Origin of the sequence: Pseudomonas sp. B7 (assembly GCF_016735645.1) — a bacterium.
Taxonomy (GTDB): domain Bacteria; phylum Pseudomonadota; class Gammaproteobacteria; order Pseudomonadales; family Pseudomonadaceae; genus Aquipseudomonas; species Aquipseudomonas glycinae.
Genome location: NZ_JAERRE010000003.1, coordinates 101,120 through 124,823, shown reverse-complemented (window position 1 = coordinate 124,823; position 23,704 = coordinate 101,120). Strand labels below are relative to the sequence as shown.

At 60.4% G+C, this 23,704-nt stretch carries 25 protein-coding genes; 12 read left to right on the top strand and 13 right to left on the bottom strand.

The genetic code is table 11. From position 1 onward, the window contains the following. Positions 1 to 70 precede the first annotated feature (70 nt). On the bottom strand, positions 71 to 841 hold the full coding sequence (locus JKA62_RS09200; protein WP_201817494.1) for an alpha/beta hydrolase: 771 nt from the start codon (positions 839 to 841) through the stop codon (positions 71 to 73). Between the two features lie 111 nt (positions 842 to 952). On the opposite strand from JKA62_RS09200, the gene JKA62_RS09195 reads away from it, so the two are divergent. Next, positions 953 to 1,897 (top strand): aldo/keto reductase, encoded by a 945-nt coding sequence (locus JKA62_RS09195; protein ID WP_201817491.1) that lies wholly within the window; start codon positions 953 to 955, stop codon positions 1,895 to 1,897. 54 nt (positions 1,898 to 1,951) lie between these two features. Here JKA62_RS09195 and paoC read toward each other — a convergent pair whose 3' ends face one another. Genes paoC through paoA form a run of 3 tightly spaced genes read right to left on the bottom strand, consistent with a single transcriptional unit; the run spans position 1,952 to position 5,741 of the window. Beyond that, entirely contained in the window at positions 1,952 to 4,150 is a 2,199-nt protein-coding gene (gene paoC / locus JKA62_RS09190) for an aldehyde oxidoreductase molybdenum-binding subunit PaoC (protein WP_201817488.1), read from the bottom strand. Next, positions 4,147 to 5,103, bottom strand: a complete 957-nt coding sequence (locus JKA62_RS09185) for an FAD binding domain-containing protein (RefSeq protein ID WP_201817484.1) — start codon at positions 5,101 to 5,103, stop codon at positions 4,147 to 4,149. Before JKA62_RS09185 ends, paoC begins: the two co-directional genes overlap by 4 nt. Then, positions 5,100 to 5,741, bottom strand: a complete 642-nt coding sequence (paoA, locus tag JKA62_RS09180) for an aldehyde dehydrogenase iron-sulfur subunit PaoA (protein WP_011333547.1) — start codon at positions 5,739 to 5,741, stop codon at positions 5,100 to 5,102. The genes JKA62_RS09185 and paoA overlap by 4 nt, the downstream gene beginning before the upstream one ends. A gap of 322 nt (positions 5,742 to 6,063) precedes the next feature. On the opposite strand from paoA, the gene JKA62_RS09175 reads away from it, so the two are divergent. Together JKA62_RS09175 and JKA62_RS09170 are read left to right on the top strand one after the other, a co-directional pair. Then, positions 6,064 to 6,270 (top strand): hypothetical protein, encoded by a 207-nt coding sequence (locus JKA62_RS09175; RefSeq protein ID WP_011333548.1) that lies wholly within the window; start codon positions 6,064 to 6,066, stop codon positions 6,268 to 6,270. Between the two features lie 94 nt (positions 6,271 to 6,364). Further along, complete coding sequence (locus JKA62_RS09170; RefSeq protein WP_236676489.1) at positions 6,365 to 7,429, top strand: hypothetical protein; 1,065 nt, start codon at positions 6,365 to 6,367, stop codon at positions 7,427 to 7,429. Positions 7,430 to 7,492: 63 nt separating this feature from the next. Here the strand turns inward: JKA62_RS09170 and JKA62_RS09165 are convergent, their stop codons facing one another. Next, the gene (locus tag JKA62_RS09165) at positions 7,493 to 7,765 is read right to left on the bottom strand and encodes a hypothetical protein (protein ID WP_039770930.1); all 273 of its coding nucleotides are present in this window, start codon (positions 7,763 to 7,765) and stop codon (positions 7,493 to 7,495) included. 223 nt (positions 7,766 to 7,988) lie between these two features. On the opposite strand from JKA62_RS09165, the gene JKA62_RS09160 reads away from it, so the two are divergent. After that, positions 7,989 to 9,068 (top strand): hypothetical protein, encoded by a 1,080-nt coding sequence (locus JKA62_RS09160; protein WP_011333551.1) that lies wholly within the window; start codon positions 7,989 to 7,991, stop codon positions 9,066 to 9,068. Positions 9,069 to 9,070: 2 nt separating this feature from the next. Then, positions 9,071 to 9,424 carry a DUF1428 domain-containing protein gene (locus JKA62_RS09155; RefSeq protein WP_011333552.1) on the top strand — a complete coding sequence of 118 codons (354 nt, stop codon included), beginning with the start codon at positions 9,071 to 9,073 and terminating at the stop codon, positions 9,422 to 9,424. Positions 9,425 to 9,439: 15 nt separating this feature from the next. On the opposite strand, the gene JKA62_RS09150 is transcribed toward JKA62_RS09155, so the two are convergent. Next, the gene (locus JKA62_RS09150) at positions 9,440 to 9,634 is read right to left on the bottom strand and encodes a hypothetical protein (protein ID WP_007957125.1); all 195 of its coding nucleotides are present in this window, start codon (positions 9,632 to 9,634) and stop codon (positions 9,440 to 9,442) included. A gap of 107 nt (positions 9,635 to 9,741) precedes the next feature. Here JKA62_RS09150 and thpR point away from each other — a divergent pair, with 107 nt between their 5' ends. Then, positions 9,742 to 10,281 carry an RNA 2',3'-cyclic phosphodiesterase gene (thpR, locus tag JKA62_RS09145; RefSeq protein ID WP_201817479.1) on the top strand — a complete coding sequence of 180 codons (540 nt, stop codon included), beginning with the start codon at positions 9,742 to 9,744 and terminating at the stop codon, positions 10,279 to 10,281. Positions 10,282 to 10,402: 121 nt separating this feature from the next. Here the strand turns inward: thpR and JKA62_RS09140 are convergent, their stop codons facing one another. The 5 genes from JKA62_RS09140 to JKA62_RS09120 all read right to left on the bottom strand — a co-directional run bounded on the left by JKA62_RS09140 (position 10,403) and on the right by JKA62_RS09120 (position 15,485). Next, positions 10,403 to 11,500: a polyamine ABC transporter substrate-binding protein gene (locus tag JKA62_RS09140; RefSeq protein WP_011333554.1), complete on the bottom strand. Its 1,098-nt coding sequence runs from the start codon at positions 11,498 to 11,500 to the stop codon at positions 10,403 to 10,405. Positions 11,501 to 11,569: 69 nt separating this feature from the next. Further along, positions 11,570 to 12,454, bottom strand: coding sequence for an ABC transporter permease subunit (locus tag JKA62_RS09135; protein WP_011333555.1), 885 nt, complete (start codon positions 12,452 to 12,454; stop codon positions 11,570 to 11,572). Next, the gene (locus tag JKA62_RS09130; protein WP_170929740.1) at positions 12,451 to 13,332 is read right to left on the bottom strand and encodes an ABC transporter permease subunit; all 882 of its coding nucleotides are present in this window, start codon (positions 13,330 to 13,332) and stop codon (positions 12,451 to 12,453) included. The genes JKA62_RS09135 and JKA62_RS09130 overlap by 4 nt, the downstream gene beginning before the upstream one ends. A 29-nt stretch (positions 13,333 to 13,361) precedes the next feature. Next, complete coding sequence (gene potA, locus JKA62_RS09125) at positions 13,362 to 14,504, bottom strand: polyamine ABC transporter ATP-binding protein (RefSeq protein WP_007957110.1); 1,143 nt, start codon at positions 14,502 to 14,504, stop codon at positions 13,362 to 13,364. A 219-nt stretch (positions 14,505 to 14,723) separates the two neighbouring features. Beyond that, entirely contained in the window at positions 14,724 to 15,485 is a 762-nt protein-coding gene (locus JKA62_RS09120) for a gamma-glutamyl-gamma-aminobutyrate hydrolase family protein (RefSeq protein WP_201817477.1), read from the bottom strand. A 282-nt stretch (positions 15,486 to 15,767) separates the two neighbouring features. Between JKA62_RS09120 and JKA62_RS09115 the strand changes: the two genes are divergently transcribed. From JKA62_RS09115 to JKA62_RS09100, 4 genes are all read left to right on the top strand, one after another. Next, positions 15,768 to 17,144 carry a glutamine synthetase family protein gene (locus tag JKA62_RS09115; protein WP_011333558.1) on the top strand — a complete coding sequence of 459 codons (1,377 nt, stop codon included), beginning with the start codon at positions 15,768 to 15,770 and terminating at the stop codon, positions 17,142 to 17,144. A 253-nt stretch (positions 17,145 to 17,397) separates the two neighbouring features. Beyond that, complete coding sequence (locus JKA62_RS09110) at positions 17,398 to 18,888, top strand: aldehyde dehydrogenase (protein WP_011333559.1); 1,491 nt, start codon at positions 17,398 to 17,400, stop codon at positions 18,886 to 18,888. A gap of 53 nt (positions 18,889 to 18,941) precedes the next feature. After that, entirely contained in the window at positions 18,942 to 20,225 is a 1,284-nt protein-coding gene (locus JKA62_RS09105) for an NAD(P)/FAD-dependent oxidoreductase (RefSeq protein WP_201817476.1), read from the top strand. Between the two features lie 206 nt (positions 20,226 to 20,431). Further along, positions 20,432 to 20,980 (top strand): cupin domain-containing protein, encoded by a 549-nt coding sequence (locus JKA62_RS09100; RefSeq protein ID WP_011333561.1) that lies wholly within the window; start codon positions 20,432 to 20,434, stop codon positions 20,978 to 20,980. A gap of 73 nt (positions 20,981 to 21,053) precedes the next feature. On the opposite strand, the gene JKA62_RS09095 is transcribed toward JKA62_RS09100, so the two are convergent. Both JKA62_RS09095 and JKA62_RS28915 read right to left on the bottom strand, forming a co-directional pair. Beyond that, positions 21,054 to 21,800: a hypothetical protein gene (locus tag JKA62_RS09095; protein ID WP_201817475.1), complete on the bottom strand. Its 747-nt coding sequence runs from the start codon at positions 21,798 to 21,800 to the stop codon at positions 21,054 to 21,056. 67 nt (positions 21,801 to 21,867) lie between these two features. Then, positions 21,868 to 22,152, bottom strand: coding sequence for a hypothetical protein (locus tag JKA62_RS28915; RefSeq protein WP_011333563.1), 285 nt, complete (start codon positions 22,150 to 22,152; stop codon positions 21,868 to 21,870). 589 nt (positions 22,153 to 22,741) lie between these two features. Between JKA62_RS28915 and JKA62_RS28910 the strand changes: the two genes are divergently transcribed. Together JKA62_RS28910 and JKA62_RS09085 are read left to right on the top strand one after the other, a co-directional pair. After that, positions 22,742 to 23,167, top strand: coding sequence for a hypothetical protein (locus tag JKA62_RS28910; protein WP_041475210.1), 426 nt, complete (start codon positions 22,742 to 22,744; stop codon positions 23,165 to 23,167). A gap of 62 nt (positions 23,168 to 23,229) precedes the next feature. Then, positions 23,230 to 23,643, top strand: coding sequence for a hypothetical protein (locus JKA62_RS09085; RefSeq protein WP_041475211.1), 414 nt, complete (start codon positions 23,230 to 23,232; stop codon positions 23,641 to 23,643). The last annotated feature ends 61 nt before the right edge of the window (positions 23,644 to 23,704 follow it).

The following is a 23,704-nucleotide window of genomic DNA, read 5'->3' as shown; positions in this document are numbered from 1 at the left end:
GGGTAGGACTGACCTTTTTGCACTTGGTTCACGAGGCGGCGCCGGGTTTCTACGGCTGCCGACGAAGTGCTCAGCGATTCAACACATCCTGCATCCATTGCAGATATTGCGGCCGTTCGGAAATCGAATTGTGCGTCGCGTTCGCCACCACTTTGAGCGTGGCCACACCGCCGGGAAAGCTGTGCAGCAAGCGTTCGGTGCTGGACCGTGGAATCACCTCGTCATCGCTCGCCGCCAGCAGCAGCGTCGGCACGCGGATGTGCGCCGCGTACTGGCCGGACCGGAAACGATCCTTGAGCAACCACTGCACCGGCACCCACGGGAACTGGCGGGCGGCGATTTCCTCGAGGCTGTTGTAGGGCGTGACCAGAATCAGCCGCTGCACCGGCCGCTGGCTGGCCAGCCGCACCGCGACCCCGGAACCGAGGCTGCGCCCCAGCAGCGCAATCTGCGGATGACTGGCATACACCTGATCGAACAGCGCCAGCGCATCCTCGGCAATTGCCGCTTCGGAGGGCGAACCACCGCTGCCGCCAAAACTCCGGTAATGCAGCAAATACAACGAATAGTCGGCAAACGCCTCGGAAAACTCCTGCAGATTGCGCGAAACATCTTCGGCATTGCCGCCGAAATAGATCAGTGCTTTGGGCCCGGCGCGCTCGCGCACCGTCACGCGAATCTCGGCGTCGGGCATGGCCAGCGTCAACCGCGACTCTGGCGAATCGAGGCTGGCGGGCTGGGGAAAATAGATCAGCGCCCGCTGAAAAACGAACAGCGCCGCGCACAGGATCAGGTACACGGCGAGGATCAACGCGACGAGTGACAACAGGGTTCTGGACATTCGACTAACTTTAATCGGGCGTGCAGGTTGGCTGTCGCAGTGTAGTCCAACGGTGTTGCGGGCTGCGTCAAAACACAAGGTGCAACAGATCCACAGGGCAAGGGCGCCAGCATGAACCACACTGAGGGGTATTCCCGCCGCCGGTTGCTGACACTGGCAGCCGGGGTGTCAGCGGTTTTCACCTTTGACCGGGCGCTGGCCGCCATTACGTCGCCGAACGCCACAGGAGCCCAGACCATGCAGACCCGCGCCATCCCTTCGAGCTCCGAGCCACTGCCGCTGGTGGGGTTGGGCACTTATCGCGGTTTTGACGTCGCCCCCGGGGATCCGGTCTACAAGCAATTGCCGGCGGTGCTCGGCGAGTTGTTCAAAAAGGGTGGAACGGTGATCGACAGCTCGCCCATGTATGGCCGCGCCGAGGAAACCACCGGTGAATTGCTGTCGATCCACGAACCGCGCTCGCCGGCGTTTCTGGCGACCAAGGTCTGGACCCGTGGCCGCGAAGAGGGCATCGCGCAGATGGAGCAGTCGTTCAGCCTGCTGCGCACCGAGCGCATCGACCTGATGCAGATCCACAACCTGCTCGACTGGCAAACCCATCTGCCGACCCTGCGCGAATGGAAAGACCAGGGCCGCATCCGCTACATCGGCATCACTCACTACACGCCGTCGGCCTATGACGAAGTCGAAGCGGTGCTCAAGGCCGAGCCGCTGGACTTCCTGCAAATCAACTACGCACTGGATGATCGCGGGGTCGAGAAGCGTATCCTGCCGCTGTGCCGCGAACGGGGGGTGGCGGTGATCTGCAACCGGCCGTTCGGCGGCGGCGACCTGCTCGCACGGCTCAAAGGTAAACCGCTGCCGGGCTGGGCGGCGCAAGTCGGGGCCAAGAGCTGGCCGCAACTGGCACTGAAGTTTCTGCTGGCGCATCCGGCGGTGACTTGTGTGATTCCCGGCACCCGCAATCCGTTGTACATGGCCGACAATGCCGGCGCCGGGTTCGGGCTGATGCTGACCGATGCGCAGCGTCAGCAGTTGATTGGGCTGGTGAGTTAGCTATCTCCCGGTGTGATTAGCGCACTAGCACCCCATGCTAATGCGCTACCGGTTTCAGATCATCGGGGGCAACGCATCAAGAATCTTGTCCAGGGTAATCGGATACTCCCGCGCCCGCGCGCCCGTGGCGTTATAGATCGCATTCGCCACCGCCGCACTCACGCCGCAAATCCCGAGTTCACCCACCCCCTTGGCTTTCATCGGCGATGAGATCGGGTCGGTTTCATCGAGGAAAATCACTTCCTGATGCGGGATGTCGGCATGCACCGGCACTTCGTAGCCGGCCAGGTCATGGTTGACGAAAAAGCCTTGGCGTTTGTCTACCGCGAGCTCTTCCATCAAGGCCGCGCCGACGCCCATGGTCATGGCACCGATCACCTGGCTGCGGGCTGATTTCGGATTGAGAATCCGCCCGGCGGCGCAGACTGCGAGCATCCGGCGCACGCGGACTTCGCCGGTGGCGGCATCCACCGCGACTTCGACGAAGTGCGCGCCGAAGGTCGATTGCTGGTACTGCTTGGCGAGGTCGGCGAATTCGATGCTGTCCTCGACTTCGATCGCGGCGTGTTTCGCGGCGTCACGCAACGGCACGTTCTGGTTGCCCAGCCGCACGAGGCCGTCGACAAACTGCGCTTCACCCGCGTTCATGCCCAGTTTGGTTGCGACCGCTTCGCGCAGTTTCATGCACGCTGCGTAGACCCCGGCGGTCGAGCAATTGGCGCCGAACTGGCCGCCGGAGCCAGCTGACACCGGGAAATTCGAATCGCCGAGTCGCACCACCACATCGTCCAGGCTGACCCCCATCATTTCCGCTGCAGTCTGGGCAATGATGGTGTAGCTGCCGGTGCCGATGTCGGTCATGTCGGTTTCAACGGTGATCTTGCCGTCGCGCTCCAGTCGTACCCGTGCGCCGGACTTCACCAGCAGGTTGTTGCGAATCGCCGCCGCGACGCCCATGCCGATCAGCCAGCGACCTTCGCGACGGCTGCCGGGCGTCGCATTGCGCTTATCCCAGCCGAAGCGTTCGGCACCGGTTTGCAGGCATTCGATCAGGCGCCGCTGGGAGAACGGCCGCTCGGTTTTCACCGGATCAACCTGGGTGTCGTTGAGGATGCGGAACTGGATCGGATCGAGTTTGAGCTGTTCGGCCATCTCGTCCATGGCGATCTCCAGCGCCATCAGCCCCGGCGTTTCACCGGGCGCGCGCATGGCGTTGCCTTCCGGCAGATCCAACGGCGCCAGGCGCATGGTCACCAAACGATTTTCGGCGGCGTAGAGCAACTGACTCGGCTGCGCTGCAACCTCGACCTTGCCGTCGGCGAGGTTGCCCGACCAGCCTTCATGGGCGATGGCGGTGAGTTTGCCGTCCGCCGTGGCGCCCATGCGAATGCGTTGAATGGTGGCGGGGCGGTGGGTGGTGTTGTTGGCGATCTGCGGACGGGCGAGGGCGACCTTCACTGGCCGGTTCGCCAGCCGTGCGCCAAGGGCGGCGAGGATCGCGTCGGCACGAATGAACAGCTTGCCGCCGAAACCGCCACCAATGTACGGCGAGATCAACCGCACGTTTTCCTTGGGCAGGCCGAGGGTGGCGGCGATGTCGCCGACGCTCCAGGCGATCATCTGGTTGGAAGTCCAGAGCGTCACCTGATCGCCTTTCCAGGCGGCGAGTGTCGCGTGAGGCTCCATCATTGCGTGGGATTGATCCGGCGTGGTGTAGGTCTGGTCGAACTGCACCGGCGCGGCGGCGAAGGCGCTGGCGAAGTCGCCGTGCTTGACGTCCGGCAGATCGTCTTTCGGTTCCACACCCTGATCGCGCACGCTGGCCAGATCAAACTGACCTTTGTCGGCCGCGTATTCGACGTTGACCAACTGCGCGGCGGCCCGCGCCTGTTCGAAGGTTTCGGCGACCACCAGCGCCACAGCCTGGTGATAGTGCTGAACTTGCGGCCCGGCCAGCAGGTGCGCGGCGTTGTATTGGCCTTTGCCGAGCTTGCCGGCGTTGGCGGCGGTGACGATGGTCAGCACCCCCGGCGCGGCGCGGGCAGCCTCCAGATCGATGCGGGTGATGCGACCCTTGGCGATGGCCGAGCCGACCATCACGCCGTAGGCCTGATTTTTCACGGCTTCGTGTTGCTCGTAGGCGTAAGGCGCCTGGCCGCTGGTCTTCAGCGGGCCTTCGATGCGGTCGGTGGGTTTGCCGATGACGTTCAGCTGATCAATCGGGTTGGTCGTGGCGGGCGTGTCGAATTTCATGCTTCGTCCCTCGTTTGGGCCAGCACTGAGGCAATCGTGCGCTCGACCAATGTCACTTTGAACTGGTTGTCAGCGGTGGGCGTGGCGCCGTCGAGCAGTCGCGCGCTGACGGCTTTTGCGCCTTGCGGCAGCAACGCTTCCGCCGCTTCGACCCGCCAGGGTTTCGGCGCGATGCCGCCGACGGCAACGCGACCGCTGCCATCCTTCAGCAGGATCAGGCCGACGGACACCAGGGCGAAGGCGTACGACGAGCGGTCGCGCACCTTGTGATAGACATGGGTGCCGCCCACTGGCGCGGGCAGGGTGACGGCGGTAATCAGCTCGCCCGGCGTCAGGCTGGTTTCGACATTCGGGGTGGTGCCGGGCAATTGATGGAAGTCCGCGATGGCGATGCGTCGAGTGCTGCCATCAGCCTTGATCGTTTCGATCTGAGCATCCAGCGCACGCATCGCAATCGCCATGTCACTCGGATGGGTCGCGATGCAGGCGTCGCTGACACCGATGATGCCAAGTTGTCGACTGACACCGCCAATCGCCGCGCAACCACTGCCGGGATTACGTTTATTGCAGGCCTGATTGGTGTCGTAGAAATACGGGCAGCGCGTGCGCTGGAGCAGATTGCCGGCGGTGGTCGCCATGTTGCGCAACTGGCCCGATGCGCCGGCGAGCAAGGCGCGGGACAGCAGCGCGTAGTCTTTCCGGACGCGGCTGTCGGCGGCCAGATCGGTATTGCGCACCAGTGCGCCGATGCGCAAGCCGCCGTCGTCGGTGGCTTCGATCCGGTCGAGCCCCAGGTGATTGACGTCTATCAGCTGCTGGGGCGTTTCGATGTCGAGTTTCATCAAGTCCAGCAGATTGGTGCCGCCGGCAATGAAACGTGCGCCTTCGATTTGCGCGGCTTGGGCAGCAGCTGCGGCAGGGGAGTCGGCGCGGCTGTAATTGAACGCTCTCATGCTGGCACCTCCGCGACTTCGCTGATGGCTTCGATGATGTTCGAGTAGGCGCCGCACCGGCAGATGTTGCCGCTCATGCGTTCCTGCAATTCGCTGGCGATCAGTTGCGGTGCTTCGGTGAGGCTGGCGCTGGCGTGGCTGGGGATGCCGTCGCGGATTTCCTGGAGCACGGCGACCGCCGAACAGATCTGTCCCGGCGTGCAGTAGCCGCACTGGTAACCGTCATGCTTGATGAACGCCGCCTGCATCGGATGCAGGTGGTCCGGCATGCCGAGGCCTTCGATGGTGGTGACTTTGGCGCCGTCCTGCATCACCGCCAGGGTCAGGCAGGAATTGATTCGCCGGCCATCGACGATCACCGTGCAGGCGCCGCACTGGCCGTGGTCGCAGCCCTTTTTGCTGCCAGTCAGCTGCAGGTGTTCGCGCAGGGCGTCGAGCAGGGTGGTGCGGGTGTCGATCTCCAGCGTCTGCGGCTTGCCGTTGACTTCGATGGTTACTTTGGCCATGGCCGGTTGCTCCAGGCTGGCCGCGTAGGCCTTGAGGTTGATGAAAGGGGGCATCGCGAACGCAGTCGCGGTCACGGCCCCGAGAATCAGGAAACGGCGTCGGGAAATCGCCAACGGCGGATGGTCGTTCATGGCTGGGCTTCCTCTGATCAGGTCGGCAGGTTGCAAATGACCCGCCAAGGCACGCCGGCGTGGTAGCCAGTCTTGGTCTGTTCTAGGAGTGACCGCAGGGGGGAGGAAAAGGTTTTGTCGGATTTTGCTTCAGGCAACGCCATCAAACGGCCACTGGATGGACGGTCTGGACGTGGTTGGCAGGGCGATGAACGGTCATTGGTGGCCAGTGAATCAAAGCCTTTTTCCCCGGTCGTATCTGCGGCAGCGCGCACTGCGCCTTTAAGGTGTGGGCAGCGCTGACTGTTTTCGTCGTCAAGACCTTGGTTTTAGGAAAATCTGAATGAAGCGTGCAACAAGCCTGCTGCTGACTGTTTCCGCCGCCGTACTGCTGGGCGGCTGTGTGGCGGATTTCGATGATGACCATCGCCATGGCCGGCATTACGACCGCGATCATGGCCGTTACTACGATCATGACCGACGCTGGGACGACCGCGACTACGACCGCCGTGACGGGCGTCGCTACTACCGTGACCGGGATGATGATTGATCAAAGCTGAACAGGCAGGTTTTGAGGGAATGGACGCAATAGTGGCGATTCAGTAGCATCGCGGCTTTTCCCGGCCTTTCCCTCAAGGATGAACATGCCAGTCACTTCGCTTCTTCGCCGGTCTTCGGCATTTTTCGGCTTGATGGTGTCCCTCTCGGGGCTTGTCGGTTGCGCGCTGACAGGAACCTATCAGGACGCCACCGGGCCCGACGCCGCCAAGATGCGTTTTGTGGCCAACACTGACAATGCCACCGTCAATTACTTCGACGCCGAGCATTGCGATGGCATGACCACCGGCATCCTGAACAATTTATTTGTCAGAGACAGTCCGCGGCGGGTAGGCATGACCGTGGCGCCTCCAGAGAAGGCCCGTGGTTATCTGGAAGTGAAGTTACCGCCCGAAAAGGAAGTGTTCCTGCAGGTCAATACCCAAGTGGGCTATGGCGTGTGTGGCGCGGTGTTCAGTTTCAGGCCTGAGCGCGCAACGGAGTATGAACTCACCTTCGAACTCAAGGGCAGCCAATGCTCGACATTGATGCAGCGCCTGCAACGGGTTGATGGCAAGGATGTGCGTACACCCGTCACTATCAGGCGCGATGGATTTGCCGCTTGCGAGGGTCGCAACCCGATCTTTCCGAAACCACCCGCGCTGCTGCCCGATACGCCGGAGCGCACGGCAATGATCGACCGGATCATCGACGGGAGTGCTTTCGTACTCATGAAGTCCGGGTCGGATCAAAAGCCTGTAGCAGCCTTTACTCCCGAAAAACTTGATGCGCTGATCAGCGAGCGCAAGGTCAAACTGGGTTTTGACATGCCAGAGGATTACTGGACGTTGTATCGCCAGAACCTGATCGAATTCGGTAATGAGACGGCGGCCGCTCAAGCTCAAACTCTGGAGCGCTCCACCAATGAGTATCGGCAACGTCTGCGCAGCGCTGAAGACAAGCAACTCAGAGAGTGGTCCCGTGCTGACGATTCCTCTGGCAAACCTGGCAACGCAGCGCCGGCCGATCAGGAAAAGTCGATGATTGTGTATTACTTCCAGACGTCCAGAGCCGTGACATTGGAAGCGGTGAACCATCACATGGACCGCATGGCAAAAATGGATGCGCAATACAACGTTTGCACGCGCTATGCCGAGTGCTGGAAACGCTGATGGGTCAGGCACATCCAGTGCAATGGACTGGCCTGTTCCAGTCGGCGTGTTCAGTGATGCGAATTAAAAATGAGCGCTCGCCCGGACGCTGGATCGCGCAGGCACTGAGGCCTCGATGTCCAGCAAATGGGTGGCGAGAATGTCGCTCAGAAAACGGAACTGATCGTTGAGGCCCACCACTTCATTGCTGAAATGATTGCTGGCGGCGGGCATCAACAGATCTTCAAAAGCTTCGTCGAACACCAGCGCTTGTGTCTTGCGCGACACGGCGTGCTGATCGTAGTAGTTGCTGCCGAAGACCGGGAAACTCACGGCGAGGGTGACGGTATTGATCATGATGTGAACTCCTCGTGCTGTGTGTTTCGGATGGGTTAATCGTGCCTTTGGCGAGCGGTCGGCGGAAGGCAATCGTCGCAATGGTGAATATCGACGCCATTGATGGTTGGACTGATGCAGCCCTGACCAGCGGATAAACGGCGCACCGCACGCACCTATACTCATGTCATCTCCCCCGGATTCTTCAGGTATCCTGCCCGAAGAACAGATAAGGACCGCCACCGTGAACCTGCGTGCGCTGCTCGTCGCAGCACTGGTGTTGCTGGCCGGCTGCGCCACCACGGCGCGGGCCCCGGTGAGCGCGCCGGCGGTGGTGGTCTCGCCGGCCACCTGGCAGCAGATCGACCGGGAAATCGTCAACGCCTCCCGGCAGGCCACCGAGCAGGTCAAGGTGTTCGCCCGTGGTTCGATGGAACATTGGCGCATTCGGGTCTATGAGCAAACTGAAGAAAATTTCATCCCGTGGTTCAGCAGCTACTGGACCCAGGAATGGCTGTCGATGAAGGTCAGCTGGTACACGATCAGTGCCAGCGGCGAGCAGGACACTTCGGCCAAGCGACTGGCGGATTACCTGCTGGAGCAATATCAGGAACGCGTGCTGGCGCCGGTGGCGGTGGAGATCGACCCGGACGCGATCCTCGGCCAATCCACCGCGTTTTACGCGCAACTGATGGCGCAGCAGATGCCGGTCATCGCCCAGCGCCACGGCGTGCCCATTGCCCAGCTCAACGGGCGATTGCAGAAAATCCCCGCCATCGCCCTTGGTCCGCCGCCGGCGCGGGACGCCTCGCTGTACCAGGTTGTCAGCACTGAGCCGTTGAACACGCTGCCGGCCTACGCCGCGTTGATCGACAAGATCCACACTGATGGCGGCTCGAAAGGCGTGGCCTCGACTGAATCGGCCATGGCGCCGGTGGCCAAGCGCGCCAGCCAGCGCATGGAGGCGGAAATGGCCCCGCGCGGCGCTGCCAGCGCGGTGGCGGCAGCGGCAGGCAAACTGGCCGGGGCGCTGATTTCGGTCGGCGTGGCGGGCGTGCGCGCAATCATTCAGGCCAACGACCGCCCGGACAGTGAAGCGCTGATCCGCAGCAGCCTGGGCAACACCTTCGACAAGGCCTGGCTGAAACTGGTGCAAAACCCGACCACCGGCGTGATGGCCGGCACGCTGCACATGGCGGCGCAGGTCGAGGGTAATCTGGGCGGGCGAGATGAACCGTCGGTCGGGTTGGGCGTCAACCGTGTCGAATGGCGGTCGCCCGAGTCGACTACCCAGCAGATCGAACCCACCCTGCAAGGAGAATGATCATGGCTTACATCGATGTTTTCGTGGCGCCCGTGCCGAATGCCAACCGGGAACAGTACAAAAAACACTGCGAAATCGCCGCGAAGCTGTTCAAGGAATACGGCGCGCTGGAGGTGATTCAGGGCTGGGGCGATGACGTGCCGGACGGCAAGGTCACCTCTTTCCCGATGGCAGTGAAACTCAAGGAAGGCGAAACCGTATCCGCCGGCTGGCTGGTCTGGCCGGACAAGGCCACCCGCGACACCGGCATGGCGAAAATGATGGAAGACCCGCGCATGCAACCGGACGCCAATCCGATGCCGTTTGATGGGCAGCGGATGATCTTCGGTGGCTTCAAGGACATTCTCGAGCCTTGATGCCGCGTTGCCGGGTCACTCCGCCGACGGGGTGATCCGGCAGCCTTTGCGGTTGCGAATCTGCTCGTCCGTCGGCCGCTCGCGGACGAATTCGAAACGCGGCTCTCCTTCGCTGTAATGCACCAGCCAGCCCCATTCCAGTTCGCTCTCATCCTGTCCGGGATTCGGCGGTCGGGCCCACCAGGGTTCTTTGCTGAGGATCTCGCGCATGACGTCCTCCGGTTGATGGCAATCGTTGAACTATAAACCCCATGCCGAGAGTCGCCAGAAACGGGCGTGTAGAATCCAGGGATCTCGACGAACGAAGGAGCGGGGCCATGACGGACGAAACGCGCGGGGATCAACCGGTCAAGCGGCTGTTTTTCGCCCTGGACTGCCCGCCGGCGCAGCGCAAGGCGATTGCCCAGTGGCGCAGCGAACTGGGTTTGCGTACCGGCAAGCCGGTGCCGGCCGACAACTTTCACCTGACGCTGCTGTTTCTCGGCGCGGTGCCGTTGGCGCAGATTGGCGAAGTCTGCGAGGCGGCGGCGAAGGTGCGAACACCGGGGGAGGGGCTGAGGATTTCGCTGGATCGGTTGCAGGTCTGGCGCCGTGCCGGGGTGTTGTCGCTGGCGCCGGAGCAGGCACCGCAGGGATTGCTGCGGCTGGTGTATGCACTGGAGCAGGCGATGTTGCCGTTCGGGTTTGAAGAGGCGACGCGCGAGTATCGTCCGCACCTGACACTGGCCCGGGACTATCGGGCGCCGGAACCGGAATCCGCCACGCCGCCGGAGTTCTTCCTGCGGGCCGAACGCTTTGCGCTGTTCGAATCCCACAAGGGTCGCTACCGCTCGCTGGCCGACTGGCCACTGATCTGAGCCACAAAAAAAGGCGCCCGAGGGCGCCTGAATTCACCTGAACCGAGGAGAGCCAGGTGAGGCCGTTCAGAGCAGGGGGCAGCGGTGGTAAGGCGCTGCATGAACGGAAATCGATGTGTGTTTATTTGCCGAGTTTCACGCGGGTCCAGCCCCGGGTCATGATCCGCTGGGTGGCAATCGGTTGATCCGGCACCGCATACAGTGTCGCCATCACTTCCTGCGACGGGTACGAGCCCGGATCGTTGCGGATCGCTTCGTCCACCAGCGGCGTCGCCGCTGCGTTGGCGTTGCTGTAGCCGTTGCTGTTGGTGATCTCGGCGATGATGTCCGGGCGCATCAGGAAGTCCATGAACAGGTAGGCGTTCTCAACGTTCGCTGCATCGCGCGGGATGGCGACCATGTCGTAGAAGCTGCCGGCACCTTCCTTGGGAATGCTGTAGTCGATCACGACGTTGTTGCCCGATTCAACCGCGCGGGCCTTGGCCTGCAATACATCACCGGAGTAACCGACTGCCACGCAGATGTTGCCGTTGGCCAGGTCCGAAATGTATTTCGAAGAGTGGAAATACGCCACGTTCGGGCGAATCTTCATGAACAGCGCCTCGGCTTCCTTGATGTGCGCGGCGTCCTTGTCGCTCACCGGATAGCCCAGGTAGTGCAGGGCGGCCGGGATCATTTCGGTGGGCGAGTCGAGGAAGCTGATACCGCAGGCCTTGAGCTTCTCGGCGTTCTCCGGTTTGAACAGCAGGTCCCAGGAATTGGTCGGCGCATTCTTGCCGAGCACTTCCTTGACCTTGTCCGGGTTGAAGCCGATGCCGATCGAACCCCACATGTACGGGAACGCGTGGGCGTTGTCCGGATCACTGGCGGAGGCGTTTTTCAGCAGCACCGGGTTGAGGTTTTTCCAGTTTGGCAGTTTCGATTTGTCCAGGGTCTGATAGACCCCGGCCTTGATCTGCTTGGCCAGGAAACTGTTGGACGGCACCACGATGTCGTAGCCGGATTTACCCGCGAGCAGACGCGCCTCAAGGGTTTCATTGCTGTCGAACACGTCGTAGGTCACGCGGATGCCGGTCTCGTCCTCGAACTTCTTGACGGTGTCCGGGGCGATGTAATCCGACCAGTTGTAAACGCGCAGCACCTTGTCGTTGGCCTGGGCGCCCGTGGCGATTGCGCCCAATAAGGACAGTGTCAGCAGAGTCCTGCCAAACATTTTCATCGGTGAAACTCCATTCTTTTTATTCAGAAGCTTTTAAGCAAAAGCGCAAAGCCGTAAAACGCGACGGCCTCAGGCCGTCGCTGCTACTCGTTGAGGTTGCGGTTGCTGCCACGATTCGTTGGCGGTCTGATCCATCGCTTCCTGAATCGCCCGCTTGCGGTTGGCTTCTGCCTTGCGGCCGAAGTACCAGACCAGGAAGGTCACCAGCGACACCGCCAGCAGAATCAGGCTGGCCACGGCGTTGATCTCGGGCTTCACACCCAGACGCACGGCCGAGAAGACTTCCATCGGCAGGGTGGTGGAGCCAGGGCCCGACACGAAGCTCGCCAGCACCAGGTCGTCCAGCGACAGGGCGAACGACATCATGCCGCCCGCTGCGAGCGACGGCGCGATCATCGGGATGGTGATCAGGAAAAACACTTTGAACGGTTTCGCGCCCAGATCCATCGCCGCTTCTTCGATCGACAGGTCCAACTCGCGCAAGCGGGCGGAGACTACCACCGCCACATAAGCGGCACAAAACGTGGTGTGGGCGATCCAGATCGTGACGATGCCACGCTCCTGCGGCCAGCCGATCAGTTGCGCCATCGCCACGAACAGCAGCAATAGCGAGAGACCGGTGATCACCTCAGGCATCACCAGCGGCGCGGTGACCAGACCACCGAACAGCGTACGACCCTTGAAGCGGGTCACGCGGGTCAGCACGAACGCAGCGAGGGTGCCCAACGCTACGGCGGCAATCGCGGTGTAGCAGGCGATTTCCAGCGAGCGCACCACCGAGCCCATCAGTTGGGTGTTGTCGAGCAGGCCGACGTACCACTTCACCGACCAGCCGCCCCAGACCGTCACCAGTTTGGAGGCGTTGAACGAGTAGATCACCAGAATCAGCATCGGCAGATAGATGAACATCAGGCCGAAGATCAGCATGAACTTTGAAAATCCGAAGCGTTTCATCCCCGTCCCTCCATCTCTTTGGCCTGGCTGCGGTTGAACAGCAGGATCGGCACAATCAGGATCAACAGCATCACCACCGCCAGAGCAGACGCCACCGGCCAGTCGCGGTTATTGAAGAACTCTTGCCACAGCACGCGACCGATCATCAGGGTCTCCGGGCCGCCCAGCAGTTCCGGAATCACGAACTCGCCCACCACCGGAATGAACACCAGCATGCAGCCGGCGATGATGCCGTTCTTGGCCAGCGGCACGGTGATTTTCCAGAAGTTGTTGAAGTTGCTCGAACCCAGATCCTGCGCGGCTTCCAGCAGGCTGCCGTCGTGCTTCACCAGGTTGGCGTAGAGCGGTAGCACCATGAATGGCAGGTAGGCATACACGACCCCAATGTAGACCGCCGTGTTGGTGTTGAGGATCTCGATCGGGTGATCGGTGAGCCCGGTCCACATCAAAAATGCGTTAAGCAGACCGTTGTTGCTGAGGATGCCCATCCACGCGTAAACGCGGATCAGGATCGCGGTCCAGGTCGGCATCATGATCAACAGCAGCAGGACGTTTTGCGCTTCCTTGCTGGCCTTGGTGATCGCGTAGGCCATCGGGAAACCGATCACCAGGCACATCATCGTGCTCAGTGCCGCGACCTTCAGCGAACCGAGGTAGGCCGACAGGTACAGCTCGTCCTCGCCAAGCATGGTGTAGTTGCCGATGTTCAGCAGCAGCTGGAATTTCTGTTCGGCGTAGGTGTAGATCTCCGAGTACGGCGGGATCGACAGCGCGGCTTCCGAGAAGCTGATCTTCATCACCAGGAAGAACGGCAGCATGAAGAACAGGAACAGCCAGATGAACGGAATGCCGATGACGAACTTTCGCCCGCTGGGCACCAGGCGCAGGAATTGCTGATTGAAGGTTCTCATGAGCGCAGTACCACGCCGCTGTCGTCTTCCCACCAGACGTAGACCTTGTCGTCCCAGGTCGGCCGCGCGCCACGACGTTCGGCGTTGGCCATGAACGACTGGACGATCTTGCCGCTCGGCAACTCGACGTAGAACACCGAGTGACCGCCGAGGTAGGCGATGTCATGCACCTTGCCTTCGGACCAGTTGTAGCGGGTCTCCGGCTTGATCGTGCTGACCAGCATTTTTTCCGGGCGGATCGCGTAGGTGATCGACTTGTCCTGCACCGACGTGCTGACGCCATGACCGACGTAGATCTTTTGCTGCAAGTCCGGACTGTGAATGATCGCGTGACCTTCAAGGTCCTCGACCACGGTGCCGTCGAAGGCGTTCACGTTGCCGATGAATTCGCAGACCATGCGACTGACCGGCGCTTCATAGATGTCGACCGGGCTGCCGATCTGGGCGATCCAGCCCAGGTGCATGATCGCGATGCGTTCGGCCATGGTCATGGCCTCTTCCTGGTCGTGGGTCACCATCACGCAGGTCACGCCGACGCGCTCGATGATTTCCACCAGTTCCAGCTGCATTTGCGAACGCAGCTTTTTATCCAGCGCGCCCATCGGTTCGTCGAGCAGCAACAGTTTCGGCCGCTTGGCCAGGGAGCGGGCGAGGGCCACGCGCTGACGCTGACCGCCGGACAGTTGATGCGGGCGACGCTTGGCGTATTGGGTCATATGGACGAGGCGCAGCATTTCTTCGACGCGAGCGTCGATTTCGCTGGCCGGCAAACGGTCCTGCTTGAGGCCGAAGGCGATGTTCTGCGCCACGGTCATGTGCGGGAACAGGGCGTAGGACTGGAACATCATGTTGATCGGCCGCTCGTACGGCGGCATGTCGGTGATGTCGACACCGTCGAGCAGAATGCGTCCTTCAGTCGGCCGTTCGAAACCGGCGAGCATGCGCAGCAGGGTCGATTTGCCCGAGCCGGAGCCGCCGAGCAGGGCAAAGATTTCGCCCTGATGGATCTCCAGGGACACATCGTCCACCGCCGTGGTTTCGTCGAACTTCTTGGTGACTCGATCGACCTTCACCAGAACCTTTTTCGGTTGCTGATGACCTTCAAGAGCCTTCCTGTAAGTGCTGGAGGCGTTTGCCATGTGAAACTCCCAACAGGTTTCAGTCGCCGGGCCAACGCGGCCTGGCTTAAGAGTGGATTGCAGACCCGCACCGTGCGGGTTGTTCGGCGCCGCCGTCCTGGCTGCCGGGTGGTGCTTTTTGTTTTCGCGGTGTGTTGCTGATCGCGGATGACGGATGCGCAAACGCGCAGCCGCCGACCCCGCGGGGGCAGTAAATGGTTTTGCAATCGTTGGGTGGCGTCAGCGCTGGTTGCGTCGCGCCGCACGCTGGCGGCAAGCCTCGCCGAACGCCTGGAAAATCCGCAGGTAGTTCGGGTTGTCCAGCACTTGCCATTCCGGGTGCCATTGCACGCCGAGGGCGAAGGTCGGGCTGTGCTCCACCGAGACCGCCTCGATCAGGCCGTCCGGCGCCAAGGCTTCGGCGCGCAGGCCGGGAGCGAGGCGGTCGATGCCCTGACTGTGAATCGAGTTGACCTGGAATTCACCCGGCAGCTCCAGCGCTTCGAACACGCCGCCGGCCAGCACCGTCACGGCATGGGCCGGGGCGTACTGTACGGCGACATCCGGGCTGTCGGCTTCGCGGTGATCGAGCATGCCCGGCAACTCATGCACCTTCTGGTGCAGGCTGCCGCCGAACGCCACGTTCATTTCCTGGAAACCCCGGCAGATGCCGAGTACCGGAACGCCCGCCGCGATGGCTGCACGCAATAAAGGAAGGGTAGTGGCATCCCGCGCCGGATCATGATCCGTGCCGGGAGCGCTGTCCGGGCCCTGATAGTGGAAAGGTTCCACGTTGGACGGCGAGCCGGTCAGCAACAGACCGTCGAGCTGACCCAGCAGGTCATCGATTTCAGTCAGTTGGCCAAGGGAAGGAATGACGACGGGCAACCCCAGCGCCGCAACGCTGACAGCGCGAACGTACTTGTCGCCGCTGATGTGATAGGGGTGCAGGCCAATCTGTTTGACGCACGCAGTAACGCCGATCAATGGCTTGAATGCCATTTTTATTCACCTCGAAGTTTGACACTTGAACGAGCTTTTCCGGAGCTTAGCCTCGTTGATTTTAATTAACAACTCCCATGTAAAAAATTCTAAACGCCGTTCATCAAATCTTCATGATCCGCGGGCCTCTGGCGCCTGCATTGGCACGAGAGTGTTAAAAAAAGCCCGAAAAATAAACGCTGAGCGGCCCTGTGTTCGCTATTGACTTCACTTTGCCGTTCGGGTTGACTGGCTCGGCGAAACAGCAGTGAACATAATAATTAACAGCTAAATAGGTGCATCATGTCGGTCCCTCTGCGTGCCGTTCAACTCAACGAAGCAAACGCATTCCTTAAGAAACATCCTGAGGTTTTGTACGTCGACCTTCTGATTGCAGACATGAACGGTGTGGTGCGCGGCAAGCGCATCGAGCGCACCAGTCTTCACAAGGTTTACGAGAAAGGCATCAACCTGCCGGCCTCGCTCTTTGCCCTCGACATCAACGGCTCCACGGTGGAAAGCACCGGCCTGGGCCTGGACATCGGCGACGCCGACCGTATCTGCTACCCGATCCCTGGCACCCTGAGCATCGAGCCCTGGCAGAAGCGCCCGACCGCACAACTGCTGATGACCATGCACGAACTGGAAGGCGAGCCGTTCTTTGCCGACCCGCGTGAAGTGCTGGCCAACGTGGTGCGCAAGTTCGACGCATTGGGCCTGACCATTTGCGCCGCGTTCGAACTCGAGTTCTACCTGATTGACCAGGACAACGTGAACGGCCGTCCGCAATCGCCGCGTTCGCCGGTTTCGGGCAAGCGTCCGGTGTCGACCCAGGTCTATCTGATCGACGACCTCGACGAGTATGTCGACTGCCTGCAAGACATCCTCGAAGGCGCGAAAGAGCAGGGCATTCCTGCCGACGCCATCGTCAAGGAAAGCGCCCCGGCGCAATTCGAAGTCAACCTGCATCACGTGTCTGACCCGATCAAGGCGTGCGACTACGCCGTCCTGCTCAAGCGTCTGGTGAAGAACATCGCCTACGACCACGAGATGGACACCACCTTCATGGCCAAGCCGTATCCGGGCCAGGCGGGCAACGGTCTGCACGTGCACATTTCGATTCTGGACAAAGAAGGCAATAACATCTTCGCCAGCGAGGATCCCGAGCAGAACGCCGCGCTACGCCACGCGATCGGCGGTGTGCTGGAGACCCTACCTGCGCAAATGGCCTTCCTGTGCCCGAACGTCAACTCGTACCGCCGCTTCGGCGCGCAGTTTTATGTGCCGAACTCGCCGAGCTGGGGTATCGACAACCGCACCGTGGCCGTCCGCGTTCCGACCGGTTCGCCGGATGCCGTGCGCATCGAACATCGCGTGGCCGGTGCCGACGCCAACCCGTACCTGCTGATGGCTTCCGTGCTGGCCGGTATCCACCACGGCCTGACCAACGAAATCGAGCCGGGCGCCCCGGTCGAAGGCAACAGCTACGAGCAGAACGAACAGAGCCTGCCGAACAACCTGCGCGACGCCCTGCGTGAGCTGGACGACAGCGAAGTCATGGCCCGCTACATCGACCCGATGTACATCGACGTATTTGTCGCGTGCAAGGAAAGCGAGCTGGCCGAGTTCGAAAACTCGATCTCTGACCTTGAGTACAACTGGTATCTGCATACGGTGTGATTCTGAAAAGCCCCTCACCCTAACCCTCTCCCCGAGGGAGAGGGGACTGACCGAGTTGTCTCGGGATTTCCGGCGACCTGACCGATCCAATCGATTATGGATTCGGAAGAGATGTTTCAGGTCGGCGGAGCTCTCCAGCATTCCCCGGTCGGTCCCCTCTCCCCCCGGGAGAGGGCTAGGGTGAGGGCAGCCATCTCAAGCCGAACACACACACACCAGACACCCCCAAATTCCCCCGCGTCGAGCCACCACCATGACAACGACCCGCAACGACTGGGAACAACGCTTCCAGTCCCTGACCCTCGAATCCCGCGCCTTCATCAATGGCGAATACCGCCCGGCCATCAGCGGCGAGACCTTCGAATGCCTGAGCCCCGTCGACGGCCGTTTCCTGGCCTCCGTGGCCAGCACCGATGAAGCCGACGCCAACCTCGCCGTTGAAGCTGCGCGCCAATCCTTCAACGCCGGCGTGTGGGCCAACAAGGCCCCGGCCGAGCGCAAGCGCATCCTGATTCGCTTCGCCGATCTGATCCTGCAACACCAGGAAGAACTGGCGCTGCTCGAAACCCTCGACATGGGCAAACCGATCAGCGACTCGATGAGCATCGACATCCCGGCGACCGCCAACGCGATCCGCTGGAGCGCCGAAGCGATCGACAAGATCTACGACGAAGTCGCCGCCACCCCGCACGACCAACTCGGTCTGGTCACTCGCGAACCATCGGGCGTGGTTGCTGCGATCGTGCCGTGGAACTTCCCGCTGATCATGGCCAGCTGGAAATTCGCCCCGGCGCTGGCGGCGGGTAACTCGTTCATCCTCAAGCCTTCGGAAAAATCCCCGCTGACCGCGATCCGCATCGCGCAACTGGCGCTGGACGCGGGCATTCCGAAAGGCGTGTTCAACGTCCTGCCAGGCTTCGGCCACACCGTCGGCAAGGCGCTGGCGCTGCACATGGACGTCGACGTGCTGGCCTTCACCGGCTCCACCGCGATTGCCAAGCAACTGATGATTTATGCCGGCCAAAGCAATATGAAACGCGTCTGGCTCGAAGCAGGGGGCAAGAGCCCGAACGTGGTGTTTGCCGACGCTCCGGACTTGCGCGCGGCAGCACAAGCGGCGGCCGGCGCCATTGCGTTCAACCAGGGCGAAGTCTGCACCGCCGGCTCGCGCCTGCTGGTGGAGCGTTCGATCCGCGAGCAATTTATCCCGCTGCTGGTGGAAGCGCTGCAAGCGTGGAAACCGGGGCACGCCCTGGATCCGGCGACCACTGTCGGCGCCGTGGTCGATCAGCGTCAACTGGACAACGTGCTGCGCTATATCAGCATCGGTCGGGAGCAGGGTGCCGAGCTGATCGCCGGCGGCCGACGCACCCTCGAAGACACCGGCGGCACCTACATCGAGCCGACGATTTTTGACGGCGTGACCAACGCCATGACCATCGCCAAGGAAGAAATCTTCGGCCCGGTGCTGTCGCTGATCACCTTCGACACCGTCGAGGAAGCGCTGCACATCGCCAACGACAGCATCTTCGGCCTGGCCGCCGGGGTCTGGACCAGCAATCTGAGCAAGGCCCACACCTTCGCCCGTGGCCTGCGCGCCGGCAGCGTGTGGGTCAACCAGTACGACGGCGGCGACATGACCGCGCCGTTCGGTGGCTTCAAACAGTCGGGCAACGGTCGCGACAAATCGCTGCACGCGTTCGACAAGTACACCGAGCTGAAAGCGACCTGGATCAAGCTCTAATTCTATTTACAACGGTGGACGCCGGTTTTTCCGGCGTCCCTCGGAGAACAATAATGAAACAACAACACGTCAACAGTTATTACGCCGCCACCCGCAACGAAGTCATCGACTTCCCGACGCTTGAAGAGTCGGTGGAGTGCGATGTCTGCATCATCGGCGCCGGCTACACCGGCCTGTCCTCGGCACTGTTCCTGAGCGAAGCCGGCTACAAGGTGACGGTGCTGGAAGCGGCGAAAGTCGGCTACGGCGCCAGCGGTCGCAACGGCGGCCAACTGGTCAACTCCTACAGCCGCGACGTCGACGTGATCGAAGAGCGCTACGGCGACAAGACCGCCGAAATCCTCGGCAGCATGATCTTCGAAGGCGCCGACATCATCCGTTCGCGCATCAAGGAATACGACATCAAATGCGACTACCGCCCGGGCGGCATTTTCGCAGCGATGAACAACAAACAGCTCAAGGGCCTGGCCGAGCAAAAACGTAGCTGGGAACGTTACGGCAATAAGAACCTGAAGATGCTCGACGCTGCGGACATCCGCCGCGAAGTCGGCTCCGACGCCTACGTCGGTGGCCTGCTGGACATGCAGGGCGGCCACATTCACCCGCTGAACCTGGCCCTCGGTGAAGCCGCGGCCATCGTGCGTCTGGGCGGCAAGATCTACGAGCAGTCCGCTGCGGTGGAAATCAAGTATGGCGAGCCCAACGTCGTGCGCACCGCCCAAGGCCAGGTCCGCGCCAAGTACCTGCTGATCGCCGGAAACGCCTACCTGCCGCAAGGCCTCGACAACCGCGTGACCGCCAAGAGCATGCCGTGCGGCTCGCAGATCTGCGTCACCGAACCGTTGACCGAGAAACAGGCCCGCAGCCTGATCACCAACAACTATTGCGTCGAGGACTGCAACTACCTGCTCGACTACTACCGCCTCACCGCCGACAACCGTCTGCTCTACGGCGGCGGCGTGGTCTACGGCGCCCGCGAACCGGACGACATCGAAACCCTGATCCGCCCGAAGATCCTCAAGACCTTCCCGCAGCTCAAAGACGTGAAAATCGATTACCGCTGGACCGGCAACTTCCTGCTGACCATGTCGCGCATGCCGCAATTCGGCCGCATCGAGAAAAACGCCTACTACATGCAGGGCTACAGCGGCCACGGCGTCACGTGCTCGCACCTGGCCGGCAAACTGATCTCGGAAATGATCCGCGGCGACGCCGAACGCTTCGACGCCTTCGCCTCCCTGCCACACATGCCGATGATCGGCGGCCGTACCTTCTCGGCCCCGCTGACCGCCCTCGGCGCCGTGTACTACTCGCTGCGCGACCGTTTCGGCATTTGATTAACCTCGCCGGTGGCCCCCCCAAAAAAGGGCGCCGCCGGCTTTTTCTTGTGCCGTCCATCGAACCTGCTGAGCAACACCGACAAACGTGATTTAATAGCCGCCTTTCACGGTTCCGGGACACGGGAGCAACGTGATCCGCGCGCCTTGCGCGGCACCCGCCACCCACCCCCATCGCCCTTAAGTCGTTCTCACATAAGGCTGTCATGGATACGGGTTCTCGACTCAAACTAGTACGCGAAAGCTACAAACTCTCCCAGCGCGAGCTGGCCCGGCGTAGCGGCGTGACCAATGCCACCATCTCCCTGATCGAACAGAATCGTGTCAGTCCTTCCGTCAGCTCACTGAAAAAGCTGCTCGAAGGCATCCCGATGTCCCTGGCCGACTTCTTCACCTTCGACCAGCCGCCCCGCGAACACCAATACGTCTTCCGCGCCAACGAACAACCCGACCTCGGCCGCCACGGCCTGCGCCTGCTGCTGATCGGCGCCTCGGTCCCCAGCCGCCAGATGCGCTTGCTGCGCGAGCAATACGCACCGGGCGCGAGTTCCGGGGAAGAGCCGATTGTTCACGCGGAAGGTGAGGAGTGTGGGTTGGTGACGCGCGGCACCGTGGAGTTGACGGTGGACGGGCAGGTGAGTGTGTTGAGTGCGGGGGATGGGTATTACTTCCCGACGACGCTTCCGCACAAGTTCCGGAATATCGGGGCGGATGAGGCGGAGATTATTAGTGCGAATACGCCGGCGAATTTTTAGCGTGCAGCCGTAGTTGATTCAGTATTTTTAATGGAAGGCGTTTCTCGAGTGAAACGCCTTCCAGTTGTGAGCGCTATTTTTCGACTGTGGTGGAGGGAGTGGAGACTACTTTGACTTCAAGAGCTCCTAACTGCGTCAGGTTTGAGTCGAGTATTCCAAGAAAGTTGATAACGTGCTGCCCATAGATTTCAGTCGCTCTCTGTGAGTTTGTTTTTGCCTCGTTAGTTTCTTTCATGACTGAGCCAAGATTATCAAATACGCTGCTTTTGTTATTGAAGAACTTGGTTGCTTCCCCTTGTAGTACAACGGTTGACGCATTTGCTCTAAAGGCTTCGCCCCAGGCTAGCATCAAGCTGCTTTCTTGACCGCGACTCTCTTTTGATTGGCTGTCAGTTGGGTTAAGTTCGAAATTTGCAAGCAATAAAAGTTGTTGTGCTGTTGCTTTTCCATAATACCGACTAACTTTGAAGTAAAGGACTATAAGGTTTTTGTGCCAGTCTCGTTCAAAGGTCGAGAATTTTGTGAAGGCCTCGGAGGCCAGGAAATCATCCCAGCCTTTCTCGGATTTTCTCGCCGCATCATTAAAACGTTGAAGCTCTTCATAGCTTTTTATAAGAAGTTGTGTCGTTTCTTGTGCAGTTTGCTGAGCACCATCTACAAACCGTTGCCGATCAGATCGTTCGTTGGCTTTCGCTGATTCTGACGCAGTGTAATACGCGCCCAGGGATGCTGTGACTATCGCAGTCAGTATGGAGGTTGCCAGGTTTAAGGAAATAGTATTCATGATGTTTGAATCGGAATTGTTTTTGGTCAGCTGCATATTGGGTTTGGATCTATGCGGGAAAGTTTGGGTTTTAAACTATCTAAATGATGAGTTTCGTAGTTGATTACGTGATCGCTACCCTGCGTCGTTCAATCACTCTAAATACATCGCGCACGTCCTGAACCAGGATTCTGGCTGTAGTGGTAACTATGTTGATGTCTTGTTCGGCGTGGTCTGGGAGGTGGATGCAGGCCATGAGGTCGAGGTATTTGAGCACTGCGCTCAAGCGTTCGCTGGCGCAGGCGTGGAGGTCACTCAGTGGCGCGTCGGCATCGATGAACAGAACGGGGTGGTCAGTGGCGGGGTGGGACATTGGGGCGTAGTTGCACTGCGGTGACTTACTTGTCATGGGTAAAAATCCTTAGCTCAGAAATTAATAATCACCGCTCGCTGCGAAACGAGTTGGGTGGCAGTTATGCGCGGGTTCGCAGACCGAGGAGCTAAGACCCGGCAGACCCGAAGGTCTCCCACGCACAACCGCCATGAAAATGAAGCACAGGCAAGTAGCCGGGCCGCATTGTGCCGGGTGTGGACTTAGCTCGCTAGGGCTGCGAAACCCTATCGCCAAATTCGTTCAGCGACAGACCCACTCTAGGTACCGATTCCCATCGTCGCAATCAGACTGTAGGACGTGAAATCACCACGTGTGGCCAGCGGTTTTGCTCCCGTTCGGTGGCGTAACGCGCGTAAATCAAAGGCTGCGGTGTATCAGGGAAAAATGACTTGCTCGGTTTCGGCCCGCTTCGCAGCCCCACAAGAACAAGCTCCCTCACCACGCGGAGCAATTTCCTACGGCGTTTTCAGATCAAAAAACTCATCACACATTCCAGTCCCGGAACTTTCCCCAAAACCGATGTCAATTTGATGGCGTGTCGCGACGCTCATTCATCGGCTCAAGCAGTGCCAGGCTGGTTCCTGGTCAACCATGGAAGTGTGTGATGAGACTATTACTCGCAATGTTGTTGATGTTCAGCGGCTACAGCTTTGCCAGTTGCGGCAACATTGATGACCACGATCAGCGTGCCTATTGCAATGCAAGGGAGAGCGGCAGCAGTTGCGGCAACATCGACAATCACGATTTGCGGGCGGCATGTAACGCGGAGATGGGCGGCAGTTCCTGCGGCAACATTGACGACCATGACCAGCGCGCCTACTGCAACGCCAAACAGAGCGGCAGCAGTTGCGGCAACATCGATGATCATGACCTGCGTGCGCGGTGCAACGCGGAGCAGGGTGGCAGTTCCTGCGGCAACATCGATGACCATGACCAGCGTGCCTACTGCAATGCCACAACGGGCGGCAGCAGTTGCGGGAACATCGACAATCATGATTTGCGCGCGCGGTGTGAGGCCATGAAGCGCTGATCTGGTTTTGATTGCTTTACCCAATGCCAGGCTGTTTCCCGGCAAGCTCAAGGAAGTGTGAGATGAAACTGATTCTTGCGATGTTGTTGCTGTTCAGCAGTTACACGTATGCCAGTTGCTCCGGTATTCAGGATTCCGATCAGCGCAACTATTGTCAGGCTTTGCAGGAGGGCAGCACGTGTGGGGCCATTCACGATCGTGACCTGAAGGCCTCCTGCGAGGCGCAGAAGGGCAGTACTTGCGGTGGCATCTATGATCATGATTTGCGCAACTATTGTGAGGCCATGAAGGGAAGCACCTGCGGAAGTATCAATAATTCGGATTTGCGCGCAGCGTGTGAGGCTGAAAAAGGCAGTACCTGTGCGCCCATCAATGACCACGATCAGCGAGCATTCTGCGAGGCTAAAAAGGGCAGCACCTGCGCAGGGATCAATAATTCGGATCTACGCAATCAATGTGAAGCCATGAAACGCTGATCCATCGGCCTCATTCCAAACGCAAAAAGGGACACCCAACGGGGTTCCTTTTTTATGGGTG